At 64.5% G+C, this 21,448-nt stretch carries 19 protein-coding genes and 1 tRNA gene; 9 read left to right on the forward strand and 11 right to left on the reverse strand.

The window, feature by feature from the left end:
* Positions 1-71: 71 nt before the first annotated feature.
* On the reverse strand, positions 72-1,106 hold the full coding sequence (locus AC1RWL_RS14670) for a substrate-binding domain-containing protein (protein WP_493095116.1): 1,035 nt from the start codon (positions 1,104-1,106) through the stop codon (positions 72-74).
* A gap of 189 nt (positions 1,107-1,295) precedes the next feature.
* Positions 1,296-2,591: a phosphate regulon sensor histidine kinase PhoR gene (gene phoR / locus AC1RWL_RS14675; protein ID WP_493095117.1), complete on the reverse strand. Its 1,296-nt coding sequence runs from the start codon at positions 2,589-2,591 to the stop codon at positions 1,296-1,298.
* A gap of 145 nt (positions 2,592-2,736) precedes the next feature.
* Here phoR and ppk2 point away from each other — a divergent pair, with 145 nt between their 5' ends.
* On the forward strand, positions 2,737-3,618 hold the full coding sequence (gene ppk2 / locus AC1RWL_RS14680; RefSeq protein WP_256117991.1) for a polyphosphate kinase 2: 882 nt from the start codon (positions 2,737-2,739) through the stop codon (positions 3,616-3,618).
* 3 nt (positions 3,619-3,621) lie between these two features.
* Here ppk2 and AC1RWL_RS14685 read toward each other — a convergent pair whose 3' ends face one another.
* Positions 3,622-4,767 (reverse strand): biotin transporter BioY, encoded by a 1,146-nt coding sequence (locus AC1RWL_RS14685; RefSeq protein ID WP_493095118.1) that lies wholly within the window; start codon positions 4,765-4,767, stop codon positions 3,622-3,624.
* A 338-nt stretch (positions 4,768-5,105) separates the two neighbouring features.
* On the opposite strand from AC1RWL_RS14685, the gene AC1RWL_RS14690 reads away from it, so the two are divergent.
* Both AC1RWL_RS14690 and AC1RWL_RS14695 read left to right on the forward strand, forming a co-directional pair.
* Positions 5,106-6,068, forward strand: a complete 963-nt coding sequence (locus AC1RWL_RS14690; protein ID WP_493095119.1) for an NAD(P)H-dependent flavin oxidoreductase — start codon at positions 5,106-5,108, stop codon at positions 6,066-6,068.
* Positions 6,069-6,193: 125 nt separating this feature from the next.
* Positions 6,194-6,269: transfer RNA gene (locus AC1RWL_RS14695), tRNA-Thr, on the forward strand.
* Between the two features lie 56 nt (positions 6,270-6,325).
* Here the strand turns inward: AC1RWL_RS14695 and AC1RWL_RS14700 are convergent.
* From AC1RWL_RS14700 to AC1RWL_RS14710, 3 genes are all read right to left on the reverse strand, one after another.
* Complete coding sequence (locus AC1RWL_RS14700) at positions 6,326-7,507, reverse strand: DUF3095 domain-containing protein (RefSeq protein WP_493095120.1); 1,182 nt, start codon at positions 7,505-7,507, stop codon at positions 6,326-6,328.
* 85 nt (positions 7,508-7,592) lie between these two features.
* On the reverse strand, positions 7,593-7,829 hold the full coding sequence (locus tag AC1RWL_RS14705; protein ID WP_256118001.1) for a DUF4189 domain-containing protein: 237 nt from the start codon (positions 7,827-7,829) through the stop codon (positions 7,593-7,595).
* Between the two features lie 116 nt (positions 7,830-7,945).
* Complete coding sequence (locus AC1RWL_RS14710; protein ID WP_256118351.1) at positions 7,946-9,067, reverse strand: AI-2E family transporter; 1,122 nt, start codon at positions 9,065-9,067, stop codon at positions 7,946-7,948.
* 382 nt (positions 9,068-9,449) lie between these two features.
* Here AC1RWL_RS14710 and AC1RWL_RS14715 point away from each other — a divergent pair, with 382 nt between their 5' ends.
* The gene (locus AC1RWL_RS14715) at positions 9,450-11,150 is read left to right on the forward strand and encodes a long-chain fatty acid--CoA ligase (protein ID WP_493095121.1); all 1,701 of its coding nucleotides are present in this window, start codon (positions 9,450-9,452) and stop codon (positions 11,148-11,150) included.
* A 117-nt stretch (positions 11,151-11,267) separates the two neighbouring features.
* Positions 11,268-12,893 (forward strand): glucose-6-phosphate isomerase, encoded by a 1,626-nt coding sequence (gene pgi, locus AC1RWL_RS14720; protein WP_493095122.1) that lies wholly within the window; start codon positions 11,268-11,270, stop codon positions 12,891-12,893.
* A 6-nt stretch (positions 12,894-12,899) separates the two neighbouring features.
* Here the strand turns inward: pgi and AC1RWL_RS14725 are convergent, their stop codons facing one another.
* From AC1RWL_RS14725 to AC1RWL_RS14740, 4 genes are all read right to left on the reverse strand, one after another.
* Positions 12,900-14,003, reverse strand: a complete 1,104-nt coding sequence (locus AC1RWL_RS14725; RefSeq protein WP_493158392.1) for a glycosyltransferase family 4 protein — start codon at positions 14,001-14,003, stop codon at positions 12,900-12,902.
* A gap of 182 nt (positions 14,004-14,185) precedes the next feature.
* Positions 14,186-15,115 carry a carbohydrate kinase family protein gene (locus AC1RWL_RS14730; protein WP_493095124.1) on the reverse strand — a complete coding sequence of 310 codons (930 nt, stop codon included), beginning with the start codon at positions 15,113-15,115 and terminating at the stop codon, positions 14,186-14,188.
* Between the two features lie 77 nt (positions 15,116-15,192).
* Positions 15,193-15,891 (reverse strand): orotate phosphoribosyltransferase, encoded by a 699-nt coding sequence (locus tag AC1RWL_RS14735; protein WP_256118006.1) that lies wholly within the window; start codon positions 15,889-15,891, stop codon positions 15,193-15,195.
* 133 nt (positions 15,892-16,024) lie between these two features.
* Positions 16,025-16,468 (reverse strand): DoxX family protein, encoded by a 444-nt coding sequence (locus tag AC1RWL_RS14740; RefSeq protein WP_369431658.1) that lies wholly within the window; start codon positions 16,466-16,468, stop codon positions 16,025-16,027.
* Between the two features lie 201 nt (positions 16,469-16,669).
* Between AC1RWL_RS14740 and AC1RWL_RS14745 the strand changes: the two genes are divergently transcribed.
* The 3 genes from AC1RWL_RS14745 (at position 16,670) to AC1RWL_RS14755 (ending at position 19,532) form a co-directional block, all read left to right on the forward strand.
* On the forward strand, positions 16,670-16,858 hold the full coding sequence (locus tag AC1RWL_RS14745; RefSeq protein ID WP_256118012.1) for a hypothetical protein: 189 nt from the start codon (positions 16,670-16,672) through the stop codon (positions 16,856-16,858).
* A gap of 120 nt (positions 16,859-16,978) precedes the next feature.
* Positions 16,979-17,683: a Crp/Fnr family transcriptional regulator gene (locus tag AC1RWL_RS14750; RefSeq protein WP_256118013.1), complete on the forward strand. Its 705-nt coding sequence runs from the start codon at positions 16,979-16,981 to the stop codon at positions 17,681-17,683.
* 7 nt (positions 17,684-17,690) lie between these two features.
* Positions 17,691-19,532: a CHASE2 domain-containing protein gene (locus tag AC1RWL_RS14755; protein ID WP_493095311.1), complete on the forward strand. Its 1,842-nt coding sequence runs from the start codon at positions 17,691-17,693 to the stop codon at positions 19,530-19,532.
* A 52-nt stretch (positions 19,533-19,584) separates the two neighbouring features.
* Here the strand turns inward: AC1RWL_RS14755 and AC1RWL_RS14760 are convergent, their stop codons facing one another.
* Positions 19,585-20,223 carry a FecR family protein gene (locus tag AC1RWL_RS14760; RefSeq protein WP_493095125.1) on the reverse strand — a complete coding sequence of 213 codons (639 nt, stop codon included), beginning with the start codon at positions 20,221-20,223 and terminating at the stop codon, positions 19,585-19,587.
* Positions 20,224-20,413: 190 nt separating this feature from the next.
* Here AC1RWL_RS14760 and AC1RWL_RS14765 point away from each other — a divergent pair, with 190 nt between their 5' ends.
* Positions 20,414-21,448 carry a tetratricopeptide repeat protein gene (locus AC1RWL_RS14765; RefSeq protein WP_493095126.1) on the forward strand — a complete coding sequence of 345 codons (1,035 nt, stop codon included), beginning with the start codon at positions 20,414-20,416 and terminating at the stop codon, positions 21,446-21,448.

The raw sequence follows: 21,448 nt of genomic DNA on the forward strand, positions 1-21,448 counted from the left end.
GGAAGTGCCCCCGGGCGCGCAAACCGCTCAAAAGGGGCGGCCGGCGCGAAGAACGCGCCGGCCAGAGACAATTACATGATCTTGCCGTCTACGAAGGCCTTACGGATTTCTTCGCGCTCTGCATCGGGAGCAGCGACGAGGCCGTATTCAACCAGCGGGGAGTCCGGGCCGATCATGTCTTCGCTCGTGAAGAACTCGACATATTCCTTCAGGCCCGGGATAACGCCGAGATGTGCCTTCTTGACGTAGAAGAACAGCGGGCGCGAAACCGGGTATTCGCCGGAAGCGATCGATGCGGAGGTCGGAACGATGCCGCTGATGGTGGCGACCTTCAGCTTGTCGGCATTGTTTTCGTAGAAGGAAAGGCCGAACACGCCGATACCGGACTTGTTGGCAGCGATGCGGGCGAGCGTTTCGGTGTAGTCACCGTCGATGTCGACAGCCAGACCGTCCTTACGAACGGCTACGCACTTGGAAAGCTGTTCCTTGGCGTCGGCGATAGCAGCCTTGATGACGTCCTGGGCGCCCGAGTCCTTGCAGCCGTGAGCGAGGATCTTCTCTTCGAAGACTTCGCGCGTGCCGTGCTTCGAGCCCGGGATGTAGGCGGCGATTTCGGCGTCCGGCAGGTCCTTGTTGATTTCCGACCACTTCTTGTAGGGGTTGGCAACCAGCTTGCCGTCGACGACGACTTCAGCGGCGAGCGCCTGGTAGAGGTCCTTCGGCTCGAGCTTCAGGTCGGCATTGCCGGCGTCGGTTGCGAAGACGATGCCGTCGTAGCCGATCTTGACTTCCTGGACTTCGGTTACGCCAGCAGCCTTGCAGGCTTCGATTTCGTCAGCCTTCATCGGACGCGATGCATTGGCGATGTCGATGCTGTCCGGGCCGACGCCCTTGCAGAATTCCTTGAGGCCGCCGCCCGTGCCGCCGGATTCGACGATCGGGGTCTTGAAGTCAGGGAAGGTCTCGCCGAACGTCTCGGCAACGATCTTGGCGTAGGGAAGGACGGTGGAGGAGCCTGCGATCTGGACCTGGTCGCGCGCAACGGCAACGCCTGCGAATGCGGCGGAAGCGACAAGCGCCGCGACTGTGAGCTTAAGAGATTTCATCTGGGTTCTCCCGAAGAGGACATATGTGGGAAGCGCAGGTTTCGCGCTCTCTGCCGTTGACCGGCGGCTCTTCTCTAAACCCCGATCGCCCTCCCTTTTATGTCAGTTTGACGAAACATTTGTGACATGCCAAACGCCTGAAATTGCTTCGCTATTTTAAACGAGGCGACGAAGGCGTAATTCTTTGTGTCAAAACTTCACGGTAAACACCGTGCCCTTGCCCACCTCGGACTTCACGACGAGGCGTGCGCGGTGGCGGGTCAGGATGTGCTTGACGATGGCAAGCCCCAGGCCTGTGCCTTTCTTGGAACGGCTGGCCTCGACGTTAACCCGATAGAAACGTTCGGTAATCCGCGGCACATGTTCCGGCGGGATTCCGGGGCCGTAGTCGGTGACGCTGAGCTCGACCGGCACTTCGCCCCCGCCGGTGAGCGAAACGTCCACCCGCTTGCCCTCCTGGCCATATTTGCAGGCATTCTCGATCAGATTCTCGAAAACCTCGACGAGTTCGTCCCGGTCGCCCGGCACGATGACGGGATGTTTCGGCAGGTCGAGCACGACCTCGATGCCGAGATCGCTGGCGAGCGGCTGCAAACTGTCACGCACATGGCCGAGCAGCGGCACGAGATCGACGGTCTGGTCCGGCGTGAGGTTGGAGCGCAGTTCGAGGCGGGAGAGCGACAGCAGGTCGTCGACGAGGCGGCTCATGCGCGTCGCCTGCTCGTGCATGATGCCCAGGAAGCGCTCATGCGCCTTGACGTCGTTCTTGGCAGGGCCTTGCAGCGTCTCGATGAAACCGCGCAGCGACGCCAGCGGCGTGCGCAGCTCGTGGCTGGCATTGGCGATGAAGTCGGAGCGCATGCGGTCGATGCGGCGGGCCTGCGAGACGTCGCGGAAGGTCAAGAGCCAGAGCGGCTCGCTCGTGCGGTCGGCGAGCGGGGCGATGCGCACGACATAGACGGTCTCGGAGGGCAACCGCTCGGCATGTTCGGTCTCGCGCGGCTGGCCACTGGCGATCGCGTCGCGCACCATGTCGAGGATGCCGGGCGCGCGGATACGGCCGGCAAGGTCGCTGTTGCGGGGGATCGCGCCGAAAATCGCCTCGGCGGCGCGGTTCTGGAGCTTGACGGTCTCGCGTCCGGACAGGAGCACGGCTGGCGCATCGAGCGCCCCGAGCACGGCGGCAATGGCGGAGAGGTCCTCTGCCGGCGCAACGGGCGGGGCAGCGGCCGGCACGGGCACGGCGACCGCCGCCATGGCGCGGATGGCGGTATCGGCCATGCGGCGCTCGGTGCGCAGCAGGCCTGCAATGACGAGCAGCAGCACGGCAAAGGAGACCCAGCCGAGATGCATGCCGGCAAGCCACATGACGAAGCCGACAAAAAAGGCCGAGGCAATGAGAACGCGTTCGCCCCACAGTTGTATCGCCAGCCAGCCGAGGACCGTCCGCTGATCTGCCACCGCCACCCATTCCCTTGCAAGCATCGTATCCTCCGCACCTCCATCGATTCTCCATGGATAGCGCGGCTTCATGACATGTTTTTCACGGCGCGCTTGAATTCGCAATCCGGTTGTGGCCACCTCTTGGTGTAGCGGCCTTGGCCGTGGGCAATTTCTGAAGGAGTGCACGATGGCGCAAGAAGCCGAAAGCCGGGCTGTTGAGCTGGATATCGACGACAAGAAGCGGGTGTTCGACATCGACGATCCCAAGCTTCCCGACTGGATCGATAAAAAGGCTTTCAGCTCCGACGACTATCCCTATGACAAGAAATTCGACGGCGACGAGTATGAGGAGACGCTCGAAGCGTTGCAGGTCGAGCTCGTCAAGGTGCAGTTCTGGCAGCAGAAGACCGGCAAGCGCATCATGGCGGTCTATGAGGGGCGCGACGCCGCCGGCAAGGGCGGCGCGATCCACGCCACCATGTCCAACATGAACCCGCGCTCCGCCCGCATCGTCGCACTCACCAAGCCGACTGAAACCGAGCGCGGCCAGTGGTATTTCCAGCGCTATGTCGCGACCTTCCCGACGGCCGGCGAATTCGTGCTGTTCGATCGCTCCTGGTACAACCGCGCCGGCGTCGAGCCGGTCATGGGTTTCTGCACGCCGGAACAGTACGAGAAGTTCCTGAAGGAGACGCCGCGCTTCGAAAAGATGATCACCTCGGAGGGCATCCATCTCTTCAAGTTCTGGCTGAACATCGGCCGCGAGATGCAGCTGAAGCGCTTCCACGACCGCCGGCACGATCCGCTGAAAATCTGGAAGCTCTCCCCGATGGATATCGCCGCGCTCAACAAGTGGGACGATTACACGGACAAGCGCGACCGCATGCTGAAGGCGACCCATACGGACCATGCGCCCTGGACCGTGATCCGCGCCAACGACAAGCGCCGCGCCCGCATCAACCTGATCCGCCACATCCTCAAAACACTCGACTATGAGGGCAAGGACAAGAAGGCGATCGGCGAGATCGACGACAAGATCGTCGGATCGGGGCCCGGCTTCGTCAAGTAAGGCTCATTCGCCCGGCAGGATGCGGACGGCATAGAGATTGACGCTCGCATCCGCGCCGGTGATATCGCTGTTGACCAGGAGATGACCCGGCTCGCTCGGCGAGAGCGAGCCCTCGAACTCCACCTGGAACAGGATATCGGTGCGTTCCGAGATCGTGAACCGATGGCGGCCACAGCCGCCCATAGAGCCGAAATCGCATTCGACGGAAACCTGCACCGGCTTGCCGCTGACCGATTGCACGGTGAGCGCCACCGTCGAGGTCTTGCCGCCCATTTCGCCGAGAACGTCCGGCGACACCTCGACCAGCACCGCGCCGTCGCGATCCGGATTGGTGGAGGTGACGCGCACGGCGGGGCCTTCATTCGTGCTCACCGCCTCGAAACGGCCGGCACTCCCCGCGGAAAGCTTCGCCGTATCGGCCGGCGCGAAGACCGCGCGCCAATCGGCGGAGAAGCGGCTTTGCGTGTCCAGCGCCTTCTTGATCGGGTCCTCGCCCGCAAAATCCTCGCCGGAGACGGTGGCAGGCGGATTGGAACCATCGCCATCCTGGAGATCGTCGAGCAGCCCGCTCGTCTGCACCCACCAGGCAAGCGCGCCGAAGGCCGCGATCAGCGTGGCGACGACCAGCAGGAAGGAGAACAGCCGCCCGCGGCGCCGGCGCGCCTTGGCGACGCGCTCCGGCCGGAAATCCGAGGCCTGGCTCGCTGCCGCCGCGCCGGCTGCCGATGTGGTGGCCTTGCTGCTCTTGGCAAAACCGTCCGCGCGCTCCGGCCGCATGGCGCCGAGATCGCTGGCGCCGGCCGGCTGGCGTTCCTCCATGCGCGGCTCGGCGTCGATCGTCGGCTCGGGCCGCACATCGCGTTCGGCGCGCAGCACCGGCTCCGACCGCGCTTCCACGACGGGCTCGACGCGAACCTCATGGGCTGCGGCGGCGTGCAGCTCGGCGCGTTCCTCGGCCTCGATCTGGTGAATGGTCGCTTCCAGCCGGTGGCGCTGGGTGGCGATCGTCTCGGGGTCGTTGATCTCCTGCTTGCGCAGGCCCGCTTCCAGCGCATTGCGCGCCGACTGGTAGATGCGCGCCCGAACTTCGGCATTGGCGCGTTCGGAACGCGCCAGCGCGTTTCTGATTGCCGTTTCCAGTCCGCTCACATCCGACCCTTCTACGGGAGCCGCCAAAGGCTGCGGCCATGACACATCTGTGGAAAGAGCTCCACTTTCCGGCTTTCGTTCGTTTTTGCGTAACGTTTGCGGGGAATTTGCGCAAGCCTTCCGACAGAAACTGCTGATGCTTCGCCGGGGATAAGCGCCGCGCGGGAGCCTGTGCGGTGCTCGGCTGCGCGGCTTAGAAGAAGAGAACCAGCCCCGCCCAATATTCCCTCGTCTCCCGCTCCACAGCTCTCAGCCCGTCACCACCCCTTTTCAGAGCGGATTCTCGCTGTTATGGTTTTGACGTTTTCGTAAACGTCAAAACAGACAGGACTTCCGCCATGGCCCTGCCCGCGATCCTCAAGGACAAGCTGCGCCTGCCCGTCGTCGGCGCGCCGCTCTTCATCGTCTCGCACCCCGCGCTGACCCTTGCACAATGCAAGGCCGGTGTCATCGGCGCCTTCCCGGCGCTGAATGCGCGCCCGGAATCCCAGCTCGACGAATGGCTGGCGGAAATCACCGAGGGCCTCGCCGCGCATGACGCCAAGAACCCGGACCGCCCAGCAGCGCCCTTCGCCGTCAACCAGATCGTGCACCGCTCCAACACGCGGCTGGAACACGACCTGATGATGTGCGTGAAATACAAGGTGCCGGTGGTGATTTCCTCGCTCGGCGCCGTGCCGGAGGTGAATGCGGCGATCCATTCCTATGGCGGCATCGTGCTGCACGACGTGATCAACAACCGCCACGCCAATTCGGCAATCCGCAAGGGGGCCGATGGTCTCATCGCCGTTGCGGCCGGTGCCGGTGGCCATGCCGGCCCGCTCTCGCCCTTCGCGCTGGTCCAGGAGATCCGCGAATGGTTCGACGGCCCCCTGCTGCTTTCGGGCGCCGTCGCCACCGGCGGCGCGATCCTCGCCGCCCAGGCGATGGGCGCCGACATGGCCTATATCGGCTCGCCCTTCATCGCCACGACCGAGGCGCGCGCCAGCGACGCCTACAAGCAGACGATCGTCGAAAGCGCCGCCGCCGACATCGTCTATTCCAACTATTTCACCGGCATCCACGGCAACTACCTGAAACCCTCCATCCTCGCCGCCGGCCTCGACCCCGACCACCTGCCCGATGCCGACCCTTCGAAGATGGACTTCGAGAAGGCCACGACCGGCGCAAAAGCCTGGAAGGACATCTGGGGCTGCGGCCAGGGTATCGGCGCAATCAAGGCCGTCACTCCCGTCGAGGACCTCGTCGCCCGTCTGGAGCGCGAATACCACACCGCGAAGGGCCGCCTCTGCGCGTCGTGAACCGGCAATAGCGCTGCATTGCACAAGGAAAAATGCGGAAGTTGAAACTCCCCGCTTGAAATCTCCTCCCATTGCGGTTATCAGCGCACCCATTCCGGTCCCGACACACTTCGGGACCCGGTTAGGCCGCTTTAGCTCAGTTGGTAGAGCACGTCATTCGTAATGACGGGGTCACGTGTTCGAGTCACGTAAGCGGCACCATTCACTTTCAATTGGTTAGTTTCAATCCAAGCCTCCGCCCGTCAGGGCATGCGGCCTCACACTTGCGTGCCTGCCTCATGCGGCGTGGCGGAGATCTGTTTCTTCAGGCGGGTGGCGGCCATGGCGTAGCCGCCGGCAGCGCCGTCGATGAAATGCATGTGGTCGCGCTTGAGCGCGGTCGGCACGATGCAGGTCATCAACGCTGAGTCCTGGCGATGCAGGCCGAATCGGCAGATGCCGGCGCTTGCGGCTTGCTCAAGCCGTGCCTCGATCTCGCGAAGCCTTTTCGGGTCGATGTCGATGGTCATTTTCAGGCCGTCGTCGAACTTGCGGAAATCCGCATTGCGCGCGACATCCTGCCGATAGACCCGCGCGTCGAAACCGCCAAGCTTCATGCCAAAGCGATAGAGCGCGACCGTCAGAAAATATTGCCCCAGAATGAACAGCCGGTGCGAAAAGCGCTTGTCCTTCGGCGCGGTTTTCGTTTCCGCCGACAGGCCTGCCAGCGACAGCCCGATCTGCGGTCCTTCCTGCGCGACGGGATGGCCCTCCCGTTCCTCGCCGGCGGCGAGCGCGACGATATCGACGATCAGCGCCTGAAACGGCTCCAGGTTGCCGGGTGCGACGGGAACCGCGATGATCGAGACGATGTCGCCGTGGCGGGACCGGATCGGGTTCCAGCGGCAGGACAGGCCGGTCAGGTCCGGACGGGCGCCGGGCTGCGCTGGCGGAACGGCGAAGAGGCCCTCCTTCATGCGTGCTTCGGCCCAACTCGAACCGCCGCCGGCAAACATCGCATAGGAGAGGTCCGGCGTAACCTGAAACCGCGCGATGCGGACTTCCCGGCCGGCTGCGTTGATATCCGCCACAGGAACAAGCGCGGCGCGCAGGGTCAGCTTCAGTTCCTCGCTGACCCAGGCCTGCACCGCCGACAGCGCGTCGCGCGCCTTCTCCACCCCCGACGGCGGCACGGCGACCACGGCGCCATCGCCGCCGAAGACGAAGGGAAGGTCGCTGTTACCGAGCGCATTCAGGATGGCCGAGATGACGCTGGCGCCGGCCATGTTGACCGCCTTGTAGCGGCCGGCCTCGATCGTACCGGTGGAATCGACGATGTCGGCCGTCGCCAAGGCCCAGTCGGCCGGCAAAGCCCGGTAGTTCCGGCTATCGGCAACGCCTGCGAAATCGACGAAAACTGGAAGCGTGCTGAAAAATGTTTCGCTGGACAGACTGGTCATGCTTCGAGGCTACCATATTCGCGCATGGCAGGCGACGGATTGCGATGCGGTGCCGGAGCCCGCCCATGGGGCGGGCTCCTCTTGCTTATTCGCTTTCGTCGCATTCGGTGATTTCGCAGACGGATTCTTCCGTTGTGCGGTTGGCGCATTCGGTCAGTGCCTTTTCCCGGGCAGACCCTTCGTTGTCGTAGCTGTAGCTGTAGCCGTAGCTGCCCTCTTCGGACACGGCGATGCAGCCCCAGGCGAGCGCCGATGTGGTGGATGTGGCGAAAACAGTCGCCAGGACGAGGGCGGCGAGCCCTGTCCGCTGAACGGATGTCATGTTTTAGTCCCCCAAGAAACTGCGCAAGACGCGCAAGCGGAGACTATGGTTGCGGCCGTGAAATTTGCAAGCGGATGCAGGGGCTTCGCGCGCGCAATCTGCTCTATGTAGCCGGCTCAGCCGACATTGCGCTCCTGCTCGATGCGCGTGGCGGCCTCGGTTGTCGGGTCGAGGATGATCGGCGACGGCGGCGCTTCGGCGGCGTCCACTTCGCGGATCCATTCGCGCCAGATGGCGACGAGGAGCGCCATGAGGACCGGACCGATGAAGAGCCCGAGGAAACCCATGGTCTTCACGCCGCCGATGAGGCCGAAGAAGGTGGGCAGGAAGGGCAGCTTTATCGGGCCGCCGACGAGGCGGGGGCGCAGCGTCTTGTCGACGATGAAGAGTTCCACCGAGCCCCAGATGAAGAGCGCGAGGCCGGCAACGGGCGAGCCGCTGGAGACGAGATAGACCGAGACGAGGGTGAAGGAGAGCGGCGCGCCACCGGGGAAGAGCGCCATGATGCCGGTGATCACGCCGAGCGTGACGGCGGACGGCACGCCGGCGATCCAGTAGGCGACGCCGAGCACGATGCCTTCGCCGATGGCGATCAGCGTCATGCCGGTCACCGTGGAGCTGATCGTCGCCGGCACGATGCGCGAAATGCGCTCCCAGCGCATCGGCAGGATGCGCTCGCCGAGGCGATCGACCTGGCCGGCGAAGGATTGGCCGTCGCGATAGATGAAGAACAGCGCGATCAGCATGAAGAGCATGGCGAGCAGCAGGCCGAAAGCCTTGCCGCCGGCGGCGAGCGCCACCCGGTAGATATTGCCGATATTGGCGCCGCTGACGATCTGCGTCAGTTCGCCGATCGCGCCCGGATGATCGAGGAAGCGCGTCCATTGCATGTCGAGCCAGCCGCCGATGACCGGCAGCGCGCGGATCCAGTCCGGCGTCACGGCCCCGGTGCGGTTCGTCTCCACCGCCCAGCCGATCCAGTCGCGGATCTCGTGGAAGGCATAGGTCGACGCGATCATGATCGGCCCGACGATGAAGGCGAGGATCAGCAGAATGGCGATGGAGGCGGCCAGCGTGCGATTGCCGCCCACCTGCGCGAGCAGGCGCGCATAGAGCGGCCAACTAGCAAAGGCGATGACGAGGGCAGCCAGCACCGGCACGACGAAGCCATGGAAGAAATAGATGCCGGCGAAGACGATGAGGACGAGGAGCCAGCGCGCCGCCGAGATCGGGGATATGAGCGCGACGCTGCTCGGGCGCGCCGCGCCGAGAAACCGGGGCTCACTTTTGCGATGTTCCGAATGCAGCAAACTCGTCCACTCCCATGAGGCCGGCAAGCGGCCGGACCATCTAGATAAGGTCTACTAGAAGAATGTTAAACATATACGCGGTTTTTAGGGCCGGGGCGCGATGAGACGCCGCAGCCCGCCGCAATTACCCGCCTTGTAAAAAAGCTGTGTGACGTTGCGCCGACCGATTGTTGACGTTTACGTCAATGTAAGCTAGCGATAGCCCTTGATGGCGCCCGCCAAAAGCATCATCTTGTCCGCATCGGATGGTTGGAGGAACCTTCGGTGCCGGCGGGACGGATGATGCCCGCGCGCAAGAGGAGGAGCATGCATGTCGGCCACAGTCCAGGACACTTCCACGCAACCGACCGGCCGTTTCTGGCTTGCCTCCTATCCGGAGGGCATGGCGGGCGAGATCGCGCCGCTCGGCCATGCGTCGATCGGTGCCCTCGTCGAAAGCTGCTGCGCCCGCTATGCTGATCGTCCCGCCTTTACCAGCATGGGCAAGACGCTGAGCTTCAAGGATTTCGAAGCGGCATCGGCAAAGATCGCCGTCTGGCTGCAGGCGCAGGGGCTGGAAAAGGGCGACCGCGTGGCGGTCATGATGCCGAACATCCTGCAGAACCCCGTGATCATCTTCGGCATCCTGCGCGCCGGCCTCGTCGTCGTCAACGTCAATCCACTCTACACGCCGCGCGAGCTCGAACACCAGCTGAAGGATGCGGGCGCCAAGGCGCTGTTCGTGCTGGAGAATTTCGCAAGCACGGTGGCGCAGGTCGTTTCGCGCACGGCGGTGAAGCATGTGGTCGTCACCACGATGGGCGACATGCTGGGGCTCAAGGGGCTGATCGTCAATTTCGTCGTGCGCCGGGTGAAGAAGCTGGTGCCGGCCTGGTCGCTGCCGGGGCATATTCCCTTCAGGCAGGTCATGGCGGAGGGTGCGCGCGGCGCGCTGAAGCCGGTCAGCGTCGCCCCCGGCGATACGGCCTTCCTGCAATATACCGGCGGCACGACGGGCATTTCCAAGGGCGCGACGCTGACCCATGCCAACCTGCTCTCCAACATGGAGCAGATCAAGCTGTGGATCGAGCCGACCTTCCGGGTGAAGGCGCGGCCGGACCAGCTCGTCTTCATCTGCGCGCTGCCGCTCTACCATATCTTCGCGCTGACGGTGAACGGGCTGATGGGCATCGCGCTCGGCGGCCATAACGTGCTGATCGCCAATCCGCGCGACATCCCGGCCTTCGTCAAGGAACTGTCGAAGTACCGTGTCCACATCTTTCCCGGCCTCAACACGCTGTTCAACGCGCTGATGAACAATCCGGATTTCTCCAAGCTCGACCTCTCCGAACTGGTGCTGACGCTCGGCGGCGGCATGGCGGTGCAGCGGCCGGTCGCCGAACGCTGGCAGGCGATGACGGGATGCGCCATCACGGAGGGCTACGGGCTTTCGGAAACCTCGCCGGTCGCCACCGCCAACCGCTTCGACAAGCCGGAATTCACCGGCACGATCGGCCTGCCGCTGCCCTCGACGGATATCGAGATCCGCGACGACGACGGCAACACGCTGGCGCTCGGCGGGATCGGCGAGATCTGTATTCGCGGCCCGCAGGTCATGGCCGGCTACTGGCAGCGGCCGGACGAGACGGCGAAGGTGATGACGCCGGACGGTTTCTTCCGTTCCGGCGATATCGGCTTCATGTCGGCGGACGGTTTTACCAAGATCGTCGATCGCAAGAAGGACATGATCCTGGTTTCCGGCTTCAACGTCTTCCCGAACGAGGTGGAGGAAGTGGCGATGTCGCTGACCGGCATCCTCGAATGCGCGGCGATCGGCGTGCCGGACGAACATTCCGGCGAGGCGGTGAAACTCTTCGTGGTGCGCCGGGACCCGGCGCTGACGGAAGCCGACGTGAAGGCGCATTGCGCGGCTAACCTCACCAACTACAAGCGGCCGCGCTTCATCGAGTTCCGCACCGAACTGCCGAAATCCAATGTCGGCAAGATTCTCCGCAAGGACCTTCGCGGCTAAACGGCGACCTGGGTTAAATCGATTTAGTTTTTTCGGGCAAGCCGCGTTTTCGGTCTTGATTTGCGCATGCCAAAGCGACTAGCTAACCGGCATCGTCCAAAGCCAAGGAAGACGCCGATGAACGCGCTTGTCGAAAAGCTGAAATCCATCGTTCGCGATACCAACGCCACAGACATAAGGGCCGCCTTTGCGGCCGATCCTGAGCGGTTCTCCCGCTACAACGCCAAACTCGGCGACTTCCTCTTCGACTATTCGAAATGCGCGGTGAACGACGCCGTGCTCGACGGGCTGGAGGCACTCGCCAGGAATGCCGGCGTCGAGACGAAGCGCGACGCGATGTTTGCCGGTGCGATCATCAACATCACCGAAGAGCGCGCGGTGCTGCATACGGCGCTGCGCAACCGTTCCAACACGCCGGTGCTCGTTGACGGCAAGGATGTGATGCCGGATGTGAACGGTGTGCTCGACGCCATGGGCGCCTTTGCCGACGGTATCCGCTCGGGTGCGTTGAAGGGTGCGATGGGCAAGAAGATCACCGACGTCGTCAATATCGGCATCGGCGGCTCGGACCTCGGCCCGGTCATGGCGACGCTGGCGCTCGCGCCCTTCCATGACGGCCCGCGGCTGCATTTCGTCTCCAACATCGACGGCGCGCATATTGCCGATACGCTGAAGCTGCTTGAGGCCGAGACGACGCTCGTCATCGTCGCCTCGAAGACGTTTACGACGATCGAGACGATGACCAATGCGGCGACGGCGCGCAAGTTCATCGCCGATGCGCTGGGCGATGCCGCCGTCGGCAGCCATTTCTGCGCGGTCTCCACGGCACTCGACAAGGTTTCGGCCTTCGGCATCGACGAAACACGCGTTTTCGGCTTCTGGGACTGGGTCGGCGGGCGCTATTCCATCTGGTCGGCGATCGGCCTGCCGCTGATGATCGCGATCGGCAAGGAAAACTTTGCCGAGTTCCTGGCTGGCGGCCATGCCATAGACAATCATTTCCGCGAGGCGCCGTTCCGCGAAAACATCCCGATGCTGCTCGGCCTCATCGGCTATTATCATCGCAACGTGCTCGGTTATCCGTCGCGCGCCATCCTGCCCTATGACCAGCGCCTGTCGCGTTTCCCGGCCTATCTCCAGCAGCTCGACATGGAATCGAACGGCAAGTCCGTGACGATGGATTCGACGCCGGTCGAGGGCCAGACCGGCCCGGTCGTCTGGGGCGAGCCCGGCACCAATGGCCAGCACGCCTTCTACCAGCTCATCCACCAGGGCACGACGGTCATTCCGGCCGAATTCATGATCACGGCGAACGGCCACGAGAAGGACCTGCGCCACCAGCACCAACTGCTCATCGCCAATTGCCTGGCGCAGTCGGAAGCCCTGATGAAAGGCCGCACGCTTGAGGAGGCCAAGGCGCAGCTCACCTCCAAGGGCATGGACGAGGCGAAGGCGGACAAGATCGCGCCGCACCGCGTGTTCTCCGGCAACCGCCCGTCGATCACCATGGTCTATGACAGCCTGACGCCCTTTGCGCTCGGCCGGCTGATCGCGCTCTACGAGCACCGCGTCTTCGTGGAAGGCGCGCTGTTCAACATCAACTCGTTCGACCAGTGGGGCGTGGAGCTCGGCAAGGAGCTGGCGACGGGCCTGCTGCCGGTCATCGAGGGCAAGGAGAGCGCGGAAGGCCACGATTCGTCGACGGCCGGCCTTGTTGCGGCCCTGCTGAAGGCCGCGAGCTAACGCTCGTCAGGAGCGAAGGCTGAGACGGCGTGCCGCGAAAGCACCGCGCGGCACGCGGGTGAGGTTTCCGAGGAATTCGCGCGCGCAGGCGCTCCAGCTATAGGTCATGGCGCGGCCACGGGCGACGTCCTTCGGGATGTCGAGCGCAGCAAGAGCCGCTTCCCGCAGGTTCTCCGACAGCGCGCCGCCTTCGCCGAGAACGTCCTTCGGGGCGGTGACCGGGAAGGCTGCGACCGGGACGCCGCTCGCCAGCGCTTCCAGCATCACATTGCCAAAGGTATCCGTGCGGCTCGGGAAGACGAAGACGTCGGCCGAGGCGTAGACGTTCGCCAGCTCCTCGCCGGTCTTGCGGCCGAGGAAATGCACATCCGGATACCGCTGGCGCAGCATCGCAAGGTCCGGCCCGTCACCGACGACGACCTTGCTGCCCGGCAGGTCGAGGCTCAGGAAGGCCGGGAGGTTCTTTTCCACCGCGACGCGGCCGACATTGAGAAAGATCGGCCGCGGCAGGCCGAGATCGCGGCGTTTTGCCGGATCGAACAGTTTCGTATCGACGCCGCGCGACCAGCGCTTGATGCGCACGAAGCCGCGCGCCGCCATTTCCGCGCCGAGCGACTTGGTCGCCACCATCATGCCGTCGCCGGCATTGTGGAAGCGGCGCAGCCACCAGTAGCTGACGCTTTCCGGGATAGGCAGGCGGGCGCTGATGAATTCGGGAAAACGCGTGTGATAGGCGGTGGTGAAGGGCAGCCGGCGCTCCAGGCAGGCGCTGCGCGCCGCCATGCCGAGCGGGCCTTCCGTGGCAATGTGGATATAGTCGGGCGCGATCTTCTCGATCTCGGCCAGCACGCGGCGCTTCGAGGTGATGGCGAGCCGGATTTCCGGATAGGACGGCAGCGGCACCGTGGTGAATTCCTGCGGCGTCAGAAAGACGACGTCGATGCCCTCTTCCGCCATCGAGCGGGCGAGCTCTTCGAGCGTGTGCACGACGCCGTTCAATTGCGGGCGCCAGGCATCCGTCACGACGAGAATGGTGGGAGCCCGGCCATTCGACCGGGCGGCGGCAAGCGAATCTGTGGCGGTGTGGTCGAGCATGGCCCCTTTGACCATGCTGCGATGACAGGCAAATGAAAGGGCACTTTCAGCCTGTTTTCACCACCTTGCCCCACCCTCTGTCGTCATCCTCGGGCTTGACCCGAGGATCCATGCGGCACGCGCGGCGCTTGTGGCGTGGATGCTCGGGTCAAGCCCGAGCATGACGGAGGAGAGGTTGCGGCCTGTGTCCTGCCGGCTCAGGCGAGCCCGATTTCCTTTGCCCAAGGCGGGTTTGCGCCGGCGCGCGAGACGGTGACCGCCGCGGCCTTGGCGCCGAGCGCCAGCACCTTGGCGATCTGGTCCTGGTCGAGCTTCGCCACCTGCTCCTTGGTCAAGAGGTTCTGCATCTTCAGCGAGGCGAGCACGCCCGCATCGAACGTATCGCCGGCGCCGACCGTGTCGACCACGCTGACGCGCTCGCTCGGCACCGTGACCTTGTGGTTCGCGGTGTAGCCGACGGCGCCTTCCGCGCCGCGCGTCACGACGACGAGTTTCGCGCCGTGGTGCAGCCAGTGGCGGGCGAGCGCTTCCTCGTCGCCTTCGAGCCCGAACCAGGCGAGGTCCTCGTCGGAGAACTTCACAATGTCGGACATCGCCGCCATGCGGCGGATGCGGGCCATATGGGCATCCTTGTCCTTGATGAAGCCGGGACGGATGTTCGGGTCGAGCGAGATGACGCGTTTTTCGTGTTCGCGTGCCAGAAGCGCCTCGTAGGTGGAGCCGCAGGGCTCGGGGATCAGGCTGATCGCGCCAAAATGCAGCGCCTCGCAGTCGTCGCCGAGGGCGGGAAGCTCGGCCTCGGTGATCATGCGGCCGGCGGTGCCTTCGTCGTAGAAGGCGTAGGTCGCGTGGCCGTCGACGAGCTTGACGAAGGCGACGGTGGTCGGGCGCGACAGCGTTGCGCAATAGCTGTAGTCCACGCCGCTTTCCTTCAGCGTGCCGCGCAGGATATCGCCCATCATGTCGTCGGAAAGGCCGGTGAAGAAGCCCGTTGGCACGCCGAGGCGGCCGAGCGCAATCGCCGTGTTGAAGATCGCCCCGCCGGCATAGGGGGCATAGGCATCCTCGCCGAGCGTCGACGTGCGCGGGAGCATGTCGATCAGCGCTTCACCACAACACAGGATCATCAGACTTCCTCCAATCGAACTTTCAATCGATTTAAACGATCATGGCGGAAAGCGCCAGAGCCTTTTAGCGAGCGCCTTTAAGACGTCGGCAGCTCCGCGACGCCGCCATGGGCGGCCGACCAGACGAGCGGCGCATCGAAGAAGGCGGCGACGGAAGCGAGCGTCGCATCGTCGAAAAGCTTTTCCTCGCGCGCGACGGCCAGCACGTCACGCCAGGTGCCGATATGGTGCAGCTTGACGCCGCCATTGGCATATCGGGCTTCCGCTTCCTGGAAGATGCCGTAGTAGAACAGTGCCATGCCGTGATCCACCACGCCGCCGGCCGCGCGGATCGCGTCGATGAAGGTGAACATCGAACCGCCGACGGTGACGAGGTCCTCGATGACCAGCACGCGGGCACCCTCCGGCATTACGCCCTCGATCTGCGCATTGCGGCCATGGCCCTTCGGCTTCTTGCGCACGTAGACCATCGGCAGGCCGAGGCGGTCGGCCAGCAGCGCGGCGAAGGGAATGCCCGCCGTCTCCCCGCCGGCGATCACGTCGAAGCGCTCGAAACCGGCATCACGGGTGATGGTGGCGGCGGCGAAATCCATGATGGCCGAGCGGATGCGCGGATAGGAAAGCAGCTTGCGGCAATCCATGTAGACCGGGGAGGCCATGCCGGAGGCGAGCTTATAGGGTTCTTCCGGGCGGAAATGCACCGCCTTGATCTCCCACAGCATGCGGGCCATCAGCCCCGCCATCACGTTTTTGTCCGGAAAGGAATTGGAAAACATCGGCATCTCCCCACATGGCTGTCTTACCGTGCGCATAGCAGCAAGAGACGCGGCTTTCCAGCATGCCTGACACGAAAAACCCTCCCCGGAGGCCGGGGAGGGTTTTTCTGGAGGATCAGAGTATCGCGAATGCTTAGGCGGCGACGGTCTTGCCGGCAGAAGAGCGGGCGTCCAGCGAATAGGCGCCGGGGCCGAAGGCGGCGAGCACGAGGAAGCCACCGGCGATCGTGATGTTCTTCCACATCATCAGGCCGTTGAAGAGGGTAAGCAGGCCGTTTGCGCCTTCCGGAAAGTCCGGAACGTTGATCGCGCCGCTGTGGAACACGAGAGCTGTGAACACGCTGAAGGCGGCAAGAAGGTAAGCGGCGATGCGCGTCTGGAAGCCGACGAGCACGAAGAGGCCAGCGACGACTTCGAAGAGACCGGCGAGGTAGGCAAGCGCGGTCGCGGCCGGCAGGCCGGCACCGGCGATCATGCCGGCGGTGCCCGACGGATCGATGAGCTTCGGATAACCGGCAGTGATGAACATGAGGGCGAGAAGAATGCGTCCGACGAGGACGACGACGTTCTGTTGCATGGAAAGCTCCTGAGGCTTTGGTTGTTTGCGTTGGCAGAGAGATATCAGTTTTCCGTCGTCAAACTAGACGGGCGATCGGGATACAGATCGTTCGCTTTTTGTGAACGACGCCTTGTTCCCGCCGGAACAGAACCCTCGCCCCAGCCGTGCAACAAACGAGACACGACACCCCACCTCAGAAATCTCCAGCCGGAGCCCCCCATGCGCCACTATCTGCTCGCCCTCGCGCTCGCCGCCGCCTCACTTGCTTTCACCGCGCCCGGCCATGCCGGCACGGCCTATGCGGACGGCTATTACGGCCACTACCAGCAGACCTGCATCACCAAGCGCATCCGCACGGAAGGCGCCTATGGCAAGACCGTCACCAAACGCGTGCGTATCTGCCAGTAGAAGACGGGACTGCCCCGGAACTCTCCGTTCTTTTCTGTTGCATGCGCCCCGCGGCTGGGCGAAGATTTGAGCCGAGCGGCGCGTCTTCGTTTCGTCAGCGGCGGTCGGGGGAAACCGGATATGAACGAGATCAACAAAAGCGGCGCGTTCTGGCGTTCCTTCCCGATTTTCGAGGGCTTTGGCAAGGATACGATCGGCGAGATCGCGGCCATCGCCTCCTTGCGCAAATGGACGGCGGGCACGGTGATCTTCCAGCGCGGCGACGAGGGCACCTACCTCATCGCTCTGGTTTCCGGCCGCATCAAGCTTTCGCTCATCACGCCGCAGGGCAAGGAACTGTCGCTGCGGCAGCTCGAAGCCGGCTCGGTGCTCGGCGAAATGGCGATCCTCGACGGCCAGCCACGCTCTGCCGATGCCACCGCCGTCGTCGCGACCGAAGGCTACGTCATCTCCAAGCGCGACTTCCTGGAAGTCCTCACCCGCAACCCGACGGCCGCGCAGGCGATCATCCACTATCTCTGCACCAAGCTGCGCGAGACGACCGAGCAGCTCGAAACCATAGCGCTCTACGATCTCGAAGCCCGTGTCGCGCGCTTCTTCCTCGCGACGCTGCGCAACATCCATGGCGAGGACCTGCCGGAGAGCGCCAATCTCCAGCTTTCGCTGAGCCAGACGGAGATCGCCAGCATCGTCGGCGCCAGCCGGCCGAAGATCAACCGGTCGATCCTCGCGCTTCAGGAGGCGGGCGCCATCCGCCGCAACGAGGGCATCATCCATTGCCATATCGGCCGGTTGCAAACCATCGCCGAGCCGGATGACGACTAGGGGCATGATCGCCAAGAGATACAGACCGCTTGCCGCCGGCCTCGTGGCGAGCTTTGCCGGTGCGCTGGCACTCTTCTTACTTGGCGAAACGGCGTTGGAGCGGCAGCGCGAGTTCTATTTCGATGCGCTGACCCAGACGGTCCCGGTGGAGACGAGCGACCGGATTGTCGTCGTCGACATCGACCGCAAGGCCTTCCAGAGCGCGCCGGAAAAAGACTGGACGCGCACACAGACGGCGACGCTGATCGAGCGGCTGGCCGCCGCCAAGCCGACGGCGATCGCCTTCGACTTCGTCTTCAGCACCGATTGCACGGCGGACGAGCCGGCGAATGCCGCGCTGGCGGGTGCCATCGGCAAGACGCCGACCATTCTCGGTTTCCTCATCGGCGAGACGCTGGACGGCGCGCCGCATCCGGTGCCGGCGCTTGCCTTGCACAGGCCGGTGGATGTGCCGGAACTCTGGTTCATCGACGGCACGGAAAGCTCCTGCCCCTTCCTGCAAGACAAGGCCGCCGCCGCCGCGGCATCCTTCCTCGTCGGCGACGAGGATGCGGTGGTGCGCCGCGTGCAGGCCTATGCGATCGTCGGCAATGCGGCCTATCCGGCACTCGGCGTGGAGGCGGCGCGGCTGGCAGCGGGGGCACGCACGCCAGTTCTGGGCGGCACGCCGGCCTGGCTGCGCCACGATTCGCGCATCATGCGGCTCGACGAGGACGGCAGCCTGCGCTTCGTCGCGAGCAGCGCCGGCACGATCGGTGCCCGCACCTTCTCGGCCGCCGATATCGTGGCGGGCCGGGTGCCGGCGGAGAAGATCGCCGGCAAGGTCGTGCTGATCGGCAGCAGCCTGCCCAATCTCGGCGGGCTGCGCACCAGCGCCTCCATGCCGCTCGAACCCTCCGTGCAGATCCATGCGGATGTGGCGAACGCCATCCTGACCGACCATATCCCGATGCGCGATACCGGCCTCATACCGATCGAGGCGGGCTTCGCCTTTGTCGCCGGCGCGGCGGTAGCACTTGCAGCCGCGCGGTTGCGCCCGCTCTGGGCGGCACTTGCCGGTCTCGGGCTGGTCGGCATCGTCTTCGGCGCGTCGGTCCTGCTCTATATGCGAACGGCGCTGCTCTCCGATGCGGTCGGCGTCACGCTGATCGTGGCGACGGCGGCGCTGGTCACCGGCCTTCTGCAATTCACCCATGTGCGCCGGGCCGAAGCGACGGCGCGCCTGCGCTTCGCGCAATACCTGCCGCAGTCGGTGGTCTCGCGCTACATCGACAATCCGGACCTCGGCCGCGTGGCCGGCGAAGAGCGGCAGGTGACGGCTTTGTTCACCGATATCGAGGGCTTTTCCACGCTTGCCCAGAAGATCGGCCCGCATGACCTCGTCAGGCTGCTCGACATCTATTTTTCCGAGGTGAACGCGCTCGTCGCGCGCCATGGCGGCATGGTGGACAAAGTGGTGGGCGACGCCGTGCATGCGCTGTTCAACGCACCCGACGATCTCGACCGCCATGTCGACAAGGCGCTCGCCTGCGCCGATGAAATCCGCACGTTGACGGAAGAAATGCGCCGGCGGCCGACCTTCCTCGACCGGGACTTCGGCCGCACGCGTATCGGCGTGGAGACGGGCATGGCCGTGCTGGGGGAAGTCGGCATCGGCGGCAAGCTCGACTATACCGCGCATGGCGACGCGGTGAACCTCGCCGCACGGCTACAGGATGCCAACAAGTTCCTAGGCACGCAGATCTGCGTTGGCCCGAACGCAGCCGGCGAAACCAGCCGGCCGCTGCGCGCCATAGGCAGCCATGAAATCCGTGGCTTCGGCACGATGGAACTCTTTACGCTCGATTAGTTTTTCGCAATTTCCGGACGCAAAACCGCTTCACACTTTTACTGGAATTGCTTTAGCGAATCCCGGCGCTCGCATAGGCCTCGCGGATGCGGGCCTCGCCCCATTGCGTGATCTCGCCGGGCGCTGCCCCTACCGAGGCGATCTCGACGCCCTGGCCGGGTGCCACCTGCCGCGTGACGCCGCCGCCGGTGACGTCCACGAGGCCATGCTCGACGAAGACCGCGAAGGCGCCGCGGCTGGGGCCTGCGAAGAACTTCGTGCCGCGCACGCCGATCATGCCGAAGGCGGTGCGCACCGTGAGGTCGATCTTGGCGAGGCCCTCCGGACGATCGAAGACCATCTGGCCGGTGCCGAGCTCGATGACGCCGCCCTGCCCGGCGATGAAGGTGTCAATCAGTAGTTCCGTCTCGCTGCCGAGCAGCAGGCTCGTATCGTCGCCGAGTTCGAGCGAGGCGAAGCTCTCCTTGCCGGTCTTCACGAAATCATGGTCCATGAGGCTCGCGCCGGCCTTCAGGCCTTCGAGCCGCTCCGCCTGCTTGCGGGTGACCTCACCGGTGATCTCCACCGCCTTGCCAATGATCGCATTGGCCTGCGTGGCGCGAACGCCGATGCCGGTCAGCGCAAGCGCCGCGCCGGCGATGAAGAACCGGCGGCTGAGGGTGACCGGAGAGAAAGCGTTGAGCGTTCGCATGACATGCCTTTCGCGCGAGCACAAACCCGACGGATGGAATTGAACCAATACAGGCCGACGCGTCAATCGCGTTTGCCGCCTGACCTGCAAACCATATGCGCCGCCCTGCCCCTCTCCCACTGTTCCCGCGGAAACAGCCTTGTTTCGCCGGTCCACTAAGGTGCGGTCATCCAACGAAGGGAGACGGATCATGATTTCGCGATCCACAGGAGTAAAGACGGCTGGCCGCGCCCTTTTCTTCGCGGTCCTGCTTTCCGGCGCCGCAGGCAGCGTCCAGGCCAACACGCTTTCGATCGAAGCCCGCTGCGATGCCAGCGCCGGCAGCCGCTACGACATGACCCGCAACACGGCCTTCGCGCCGGTTGCGCTTGAGGATATCGAGATCGGCGCGGCCCTTTCCGCCTGCCGCGAGGCCTACAATGCCGGCGGCGGTGCCCGCATGGCCTTCCAGCTTGCCCGCGCCCTGGAGCGCGCCGGCCAGGATCTCGAAGCCATGAAGCTCTATGCCGAAGCGTCGGCCCTCGGCCACACCGTTGCGATGGTGAATTACGGCGCCATGCTCGGCAAACGCGGCGATCCCGCCGCCGAATTCAGCCACTACAAGAAGGCCGCGGAACTGGGCGATATGCTCGGCGCCTACAATCTCGGCGTCGCCTATCGCGATGGCATCGGCACCGAGATCAACGGCGCGGAAGCGGCCCGCTGGTTCGACAAGGCGGCGGCAGCCGGCGACGAGACGGCGGCCTTCAATCTCGGCGTGCTGCTCGACGACGGCAGCCTCGTCACCGAGGACAATGCCCGCGCGGCGGCCTTCTACCGGCTGGCCGTCGAGGGCGGCAGCGTCGATGCGATGATCAATCTCGGCCTCATGCTGGAATCCGGCGAGGGCGTTTCGCAGGATCTTCCCGCTGCCGCCGGCTATTTCAAGCAGGCCGCCGACCGTGGCGACAGCTACGGCAAGCTGAAATTCGGCCTGATGCAGCAGAGTGGCACCGGCATCGTGAAGAATGTCGAGCAGGCGGTAAACAGCCTGGTCGCCGCCTTCGAGATGCGCGACGTCGATCTCGAAGTGATCCTGCGCGATGCGCCGGAAAAGCTCAGCGCCGATGCCCGCCTCGCCATCAAGCAGGTGCTGGCCCAGCGCAAGCTGATCGCCGGCGCCGAGAATGCCGAGATCGACCCGATCACGCTCGGCGCGATCGAGAAGCACTACGCGGAGAAATAA

It is taken from the genome of Shinella sp. GW821-FHT10F02 (assembly GCF_058809275.1).

Coding starts and splice junctions, on each gene's coding strand:
- AC1RWL_RS14670 (WP_493095116.1), bottom strand. CDS start 1,106: ATGAAATCTCTTAAGCTCACAGTCGCGGCGCTTGTCGCTTCCGCCGCA.
- phoR (WP_493095117.1), bottom strand. CDS start 2,591: ATGCTTGCAAGGGAATGGGTGGCGGTGGCAGATCAGCGGACGGTCCTC.
- ppk2 (WP_256117991.1), top strand. CDS start 2,737: ATGGCGCAAGAAGCCGAAAGCCGGGCTGTTGAGCTGGATATCGACGAC.
- AC1RWL_RS14690 (WP_493095119.1), top strand. CDS start 5,106: ATGGCCCTGCCCGCGATCCTCAAGGACAAGCTGCGCCTGCCCGTCGTC.
- AC1RWL_RS14700 (WP_493095120.1), bottom strand. CDS start 7,507: ATGACCAGTCTGTCCAGCGAAACATTTTTCAGCACGCTTCCAGTTTTC.
- AC1RWL_RS14705 (WP_256118001.1), bottom strand. CDS start 7,829: ATGACATCCGTTCAGCGGACAGGGCTCGCCGCCCTCGTCCTGGCGACT.
- AC1RWL_RS14715 (WP_493095121.1), top strand. CDS start 9,450: ATGTCGGCCACAGTCCAGGACACTTCCACGCAACCGACCGGCCGTTTC.
- pgi (WP_493095122.1), top strand. CDS start 11,268: ATGAACGCGCTTGTCGAAAAGCTGAAATCCATCGTTCGCGATACCAAC.
- AC1RWL_RS14725 (WP_493158392.1), bottom strand. CDS start 14,003: ATGGTCAAAGGGGCCATGCTCGACCACACCGCCACAGATTCGCTTGCC.
- AC1RWL_RS14730 (WP_493095124.1), bottom strand. CDS start 15,115: ATGATCCTGTGTTGTGGTGAAGCGCTGATCGACATGCTCCCGCGCACG.
- AC1RWL_RS14735 (WP_256118006.1), bottom strand. CDS start 15,891: ATGTTTTCCAATTCCTTTCCGGACAAAAACGTGATGGCGGGGCTGATG.
- AC1RWL_RS14740 (WP_369431658.1), bottom strand. CDS start 16,468: ATGCAACAGAACGTCGTCGTCCTCGTCGGACGCATTCTTCTCGCCCTC.
- AC1RWL_RS14745 (WP_256118012.1), top strand. CDS start 16,670: ATGCGCCACTATCTGCTCGCCCTCGCGCTCGCCGCCGCCTCACTTGCT.
- AC1RWL_RS14750 (WP_256118013.1), top strand. CDS start 16,979: ATGAACGAGATCAACAAAAGCGGCGCGTTCTGGCGTTCCTTCCCGATT.
- AC1RWL_RS14760 (WP_493095125.1), bottom strand. CDS start 20,223: ATGCGAACGCTCAACGCTTTCTCTCCGGTCACCCTCAGCCGCCGGTTC.
- AC1RWL_RS14765 (WP_493095126.1), top strand. CDS start 20,414: ATGATTTCGCGATCCACAGGAGTAAAGACGGCTGGCCGCGCCCTTTTC.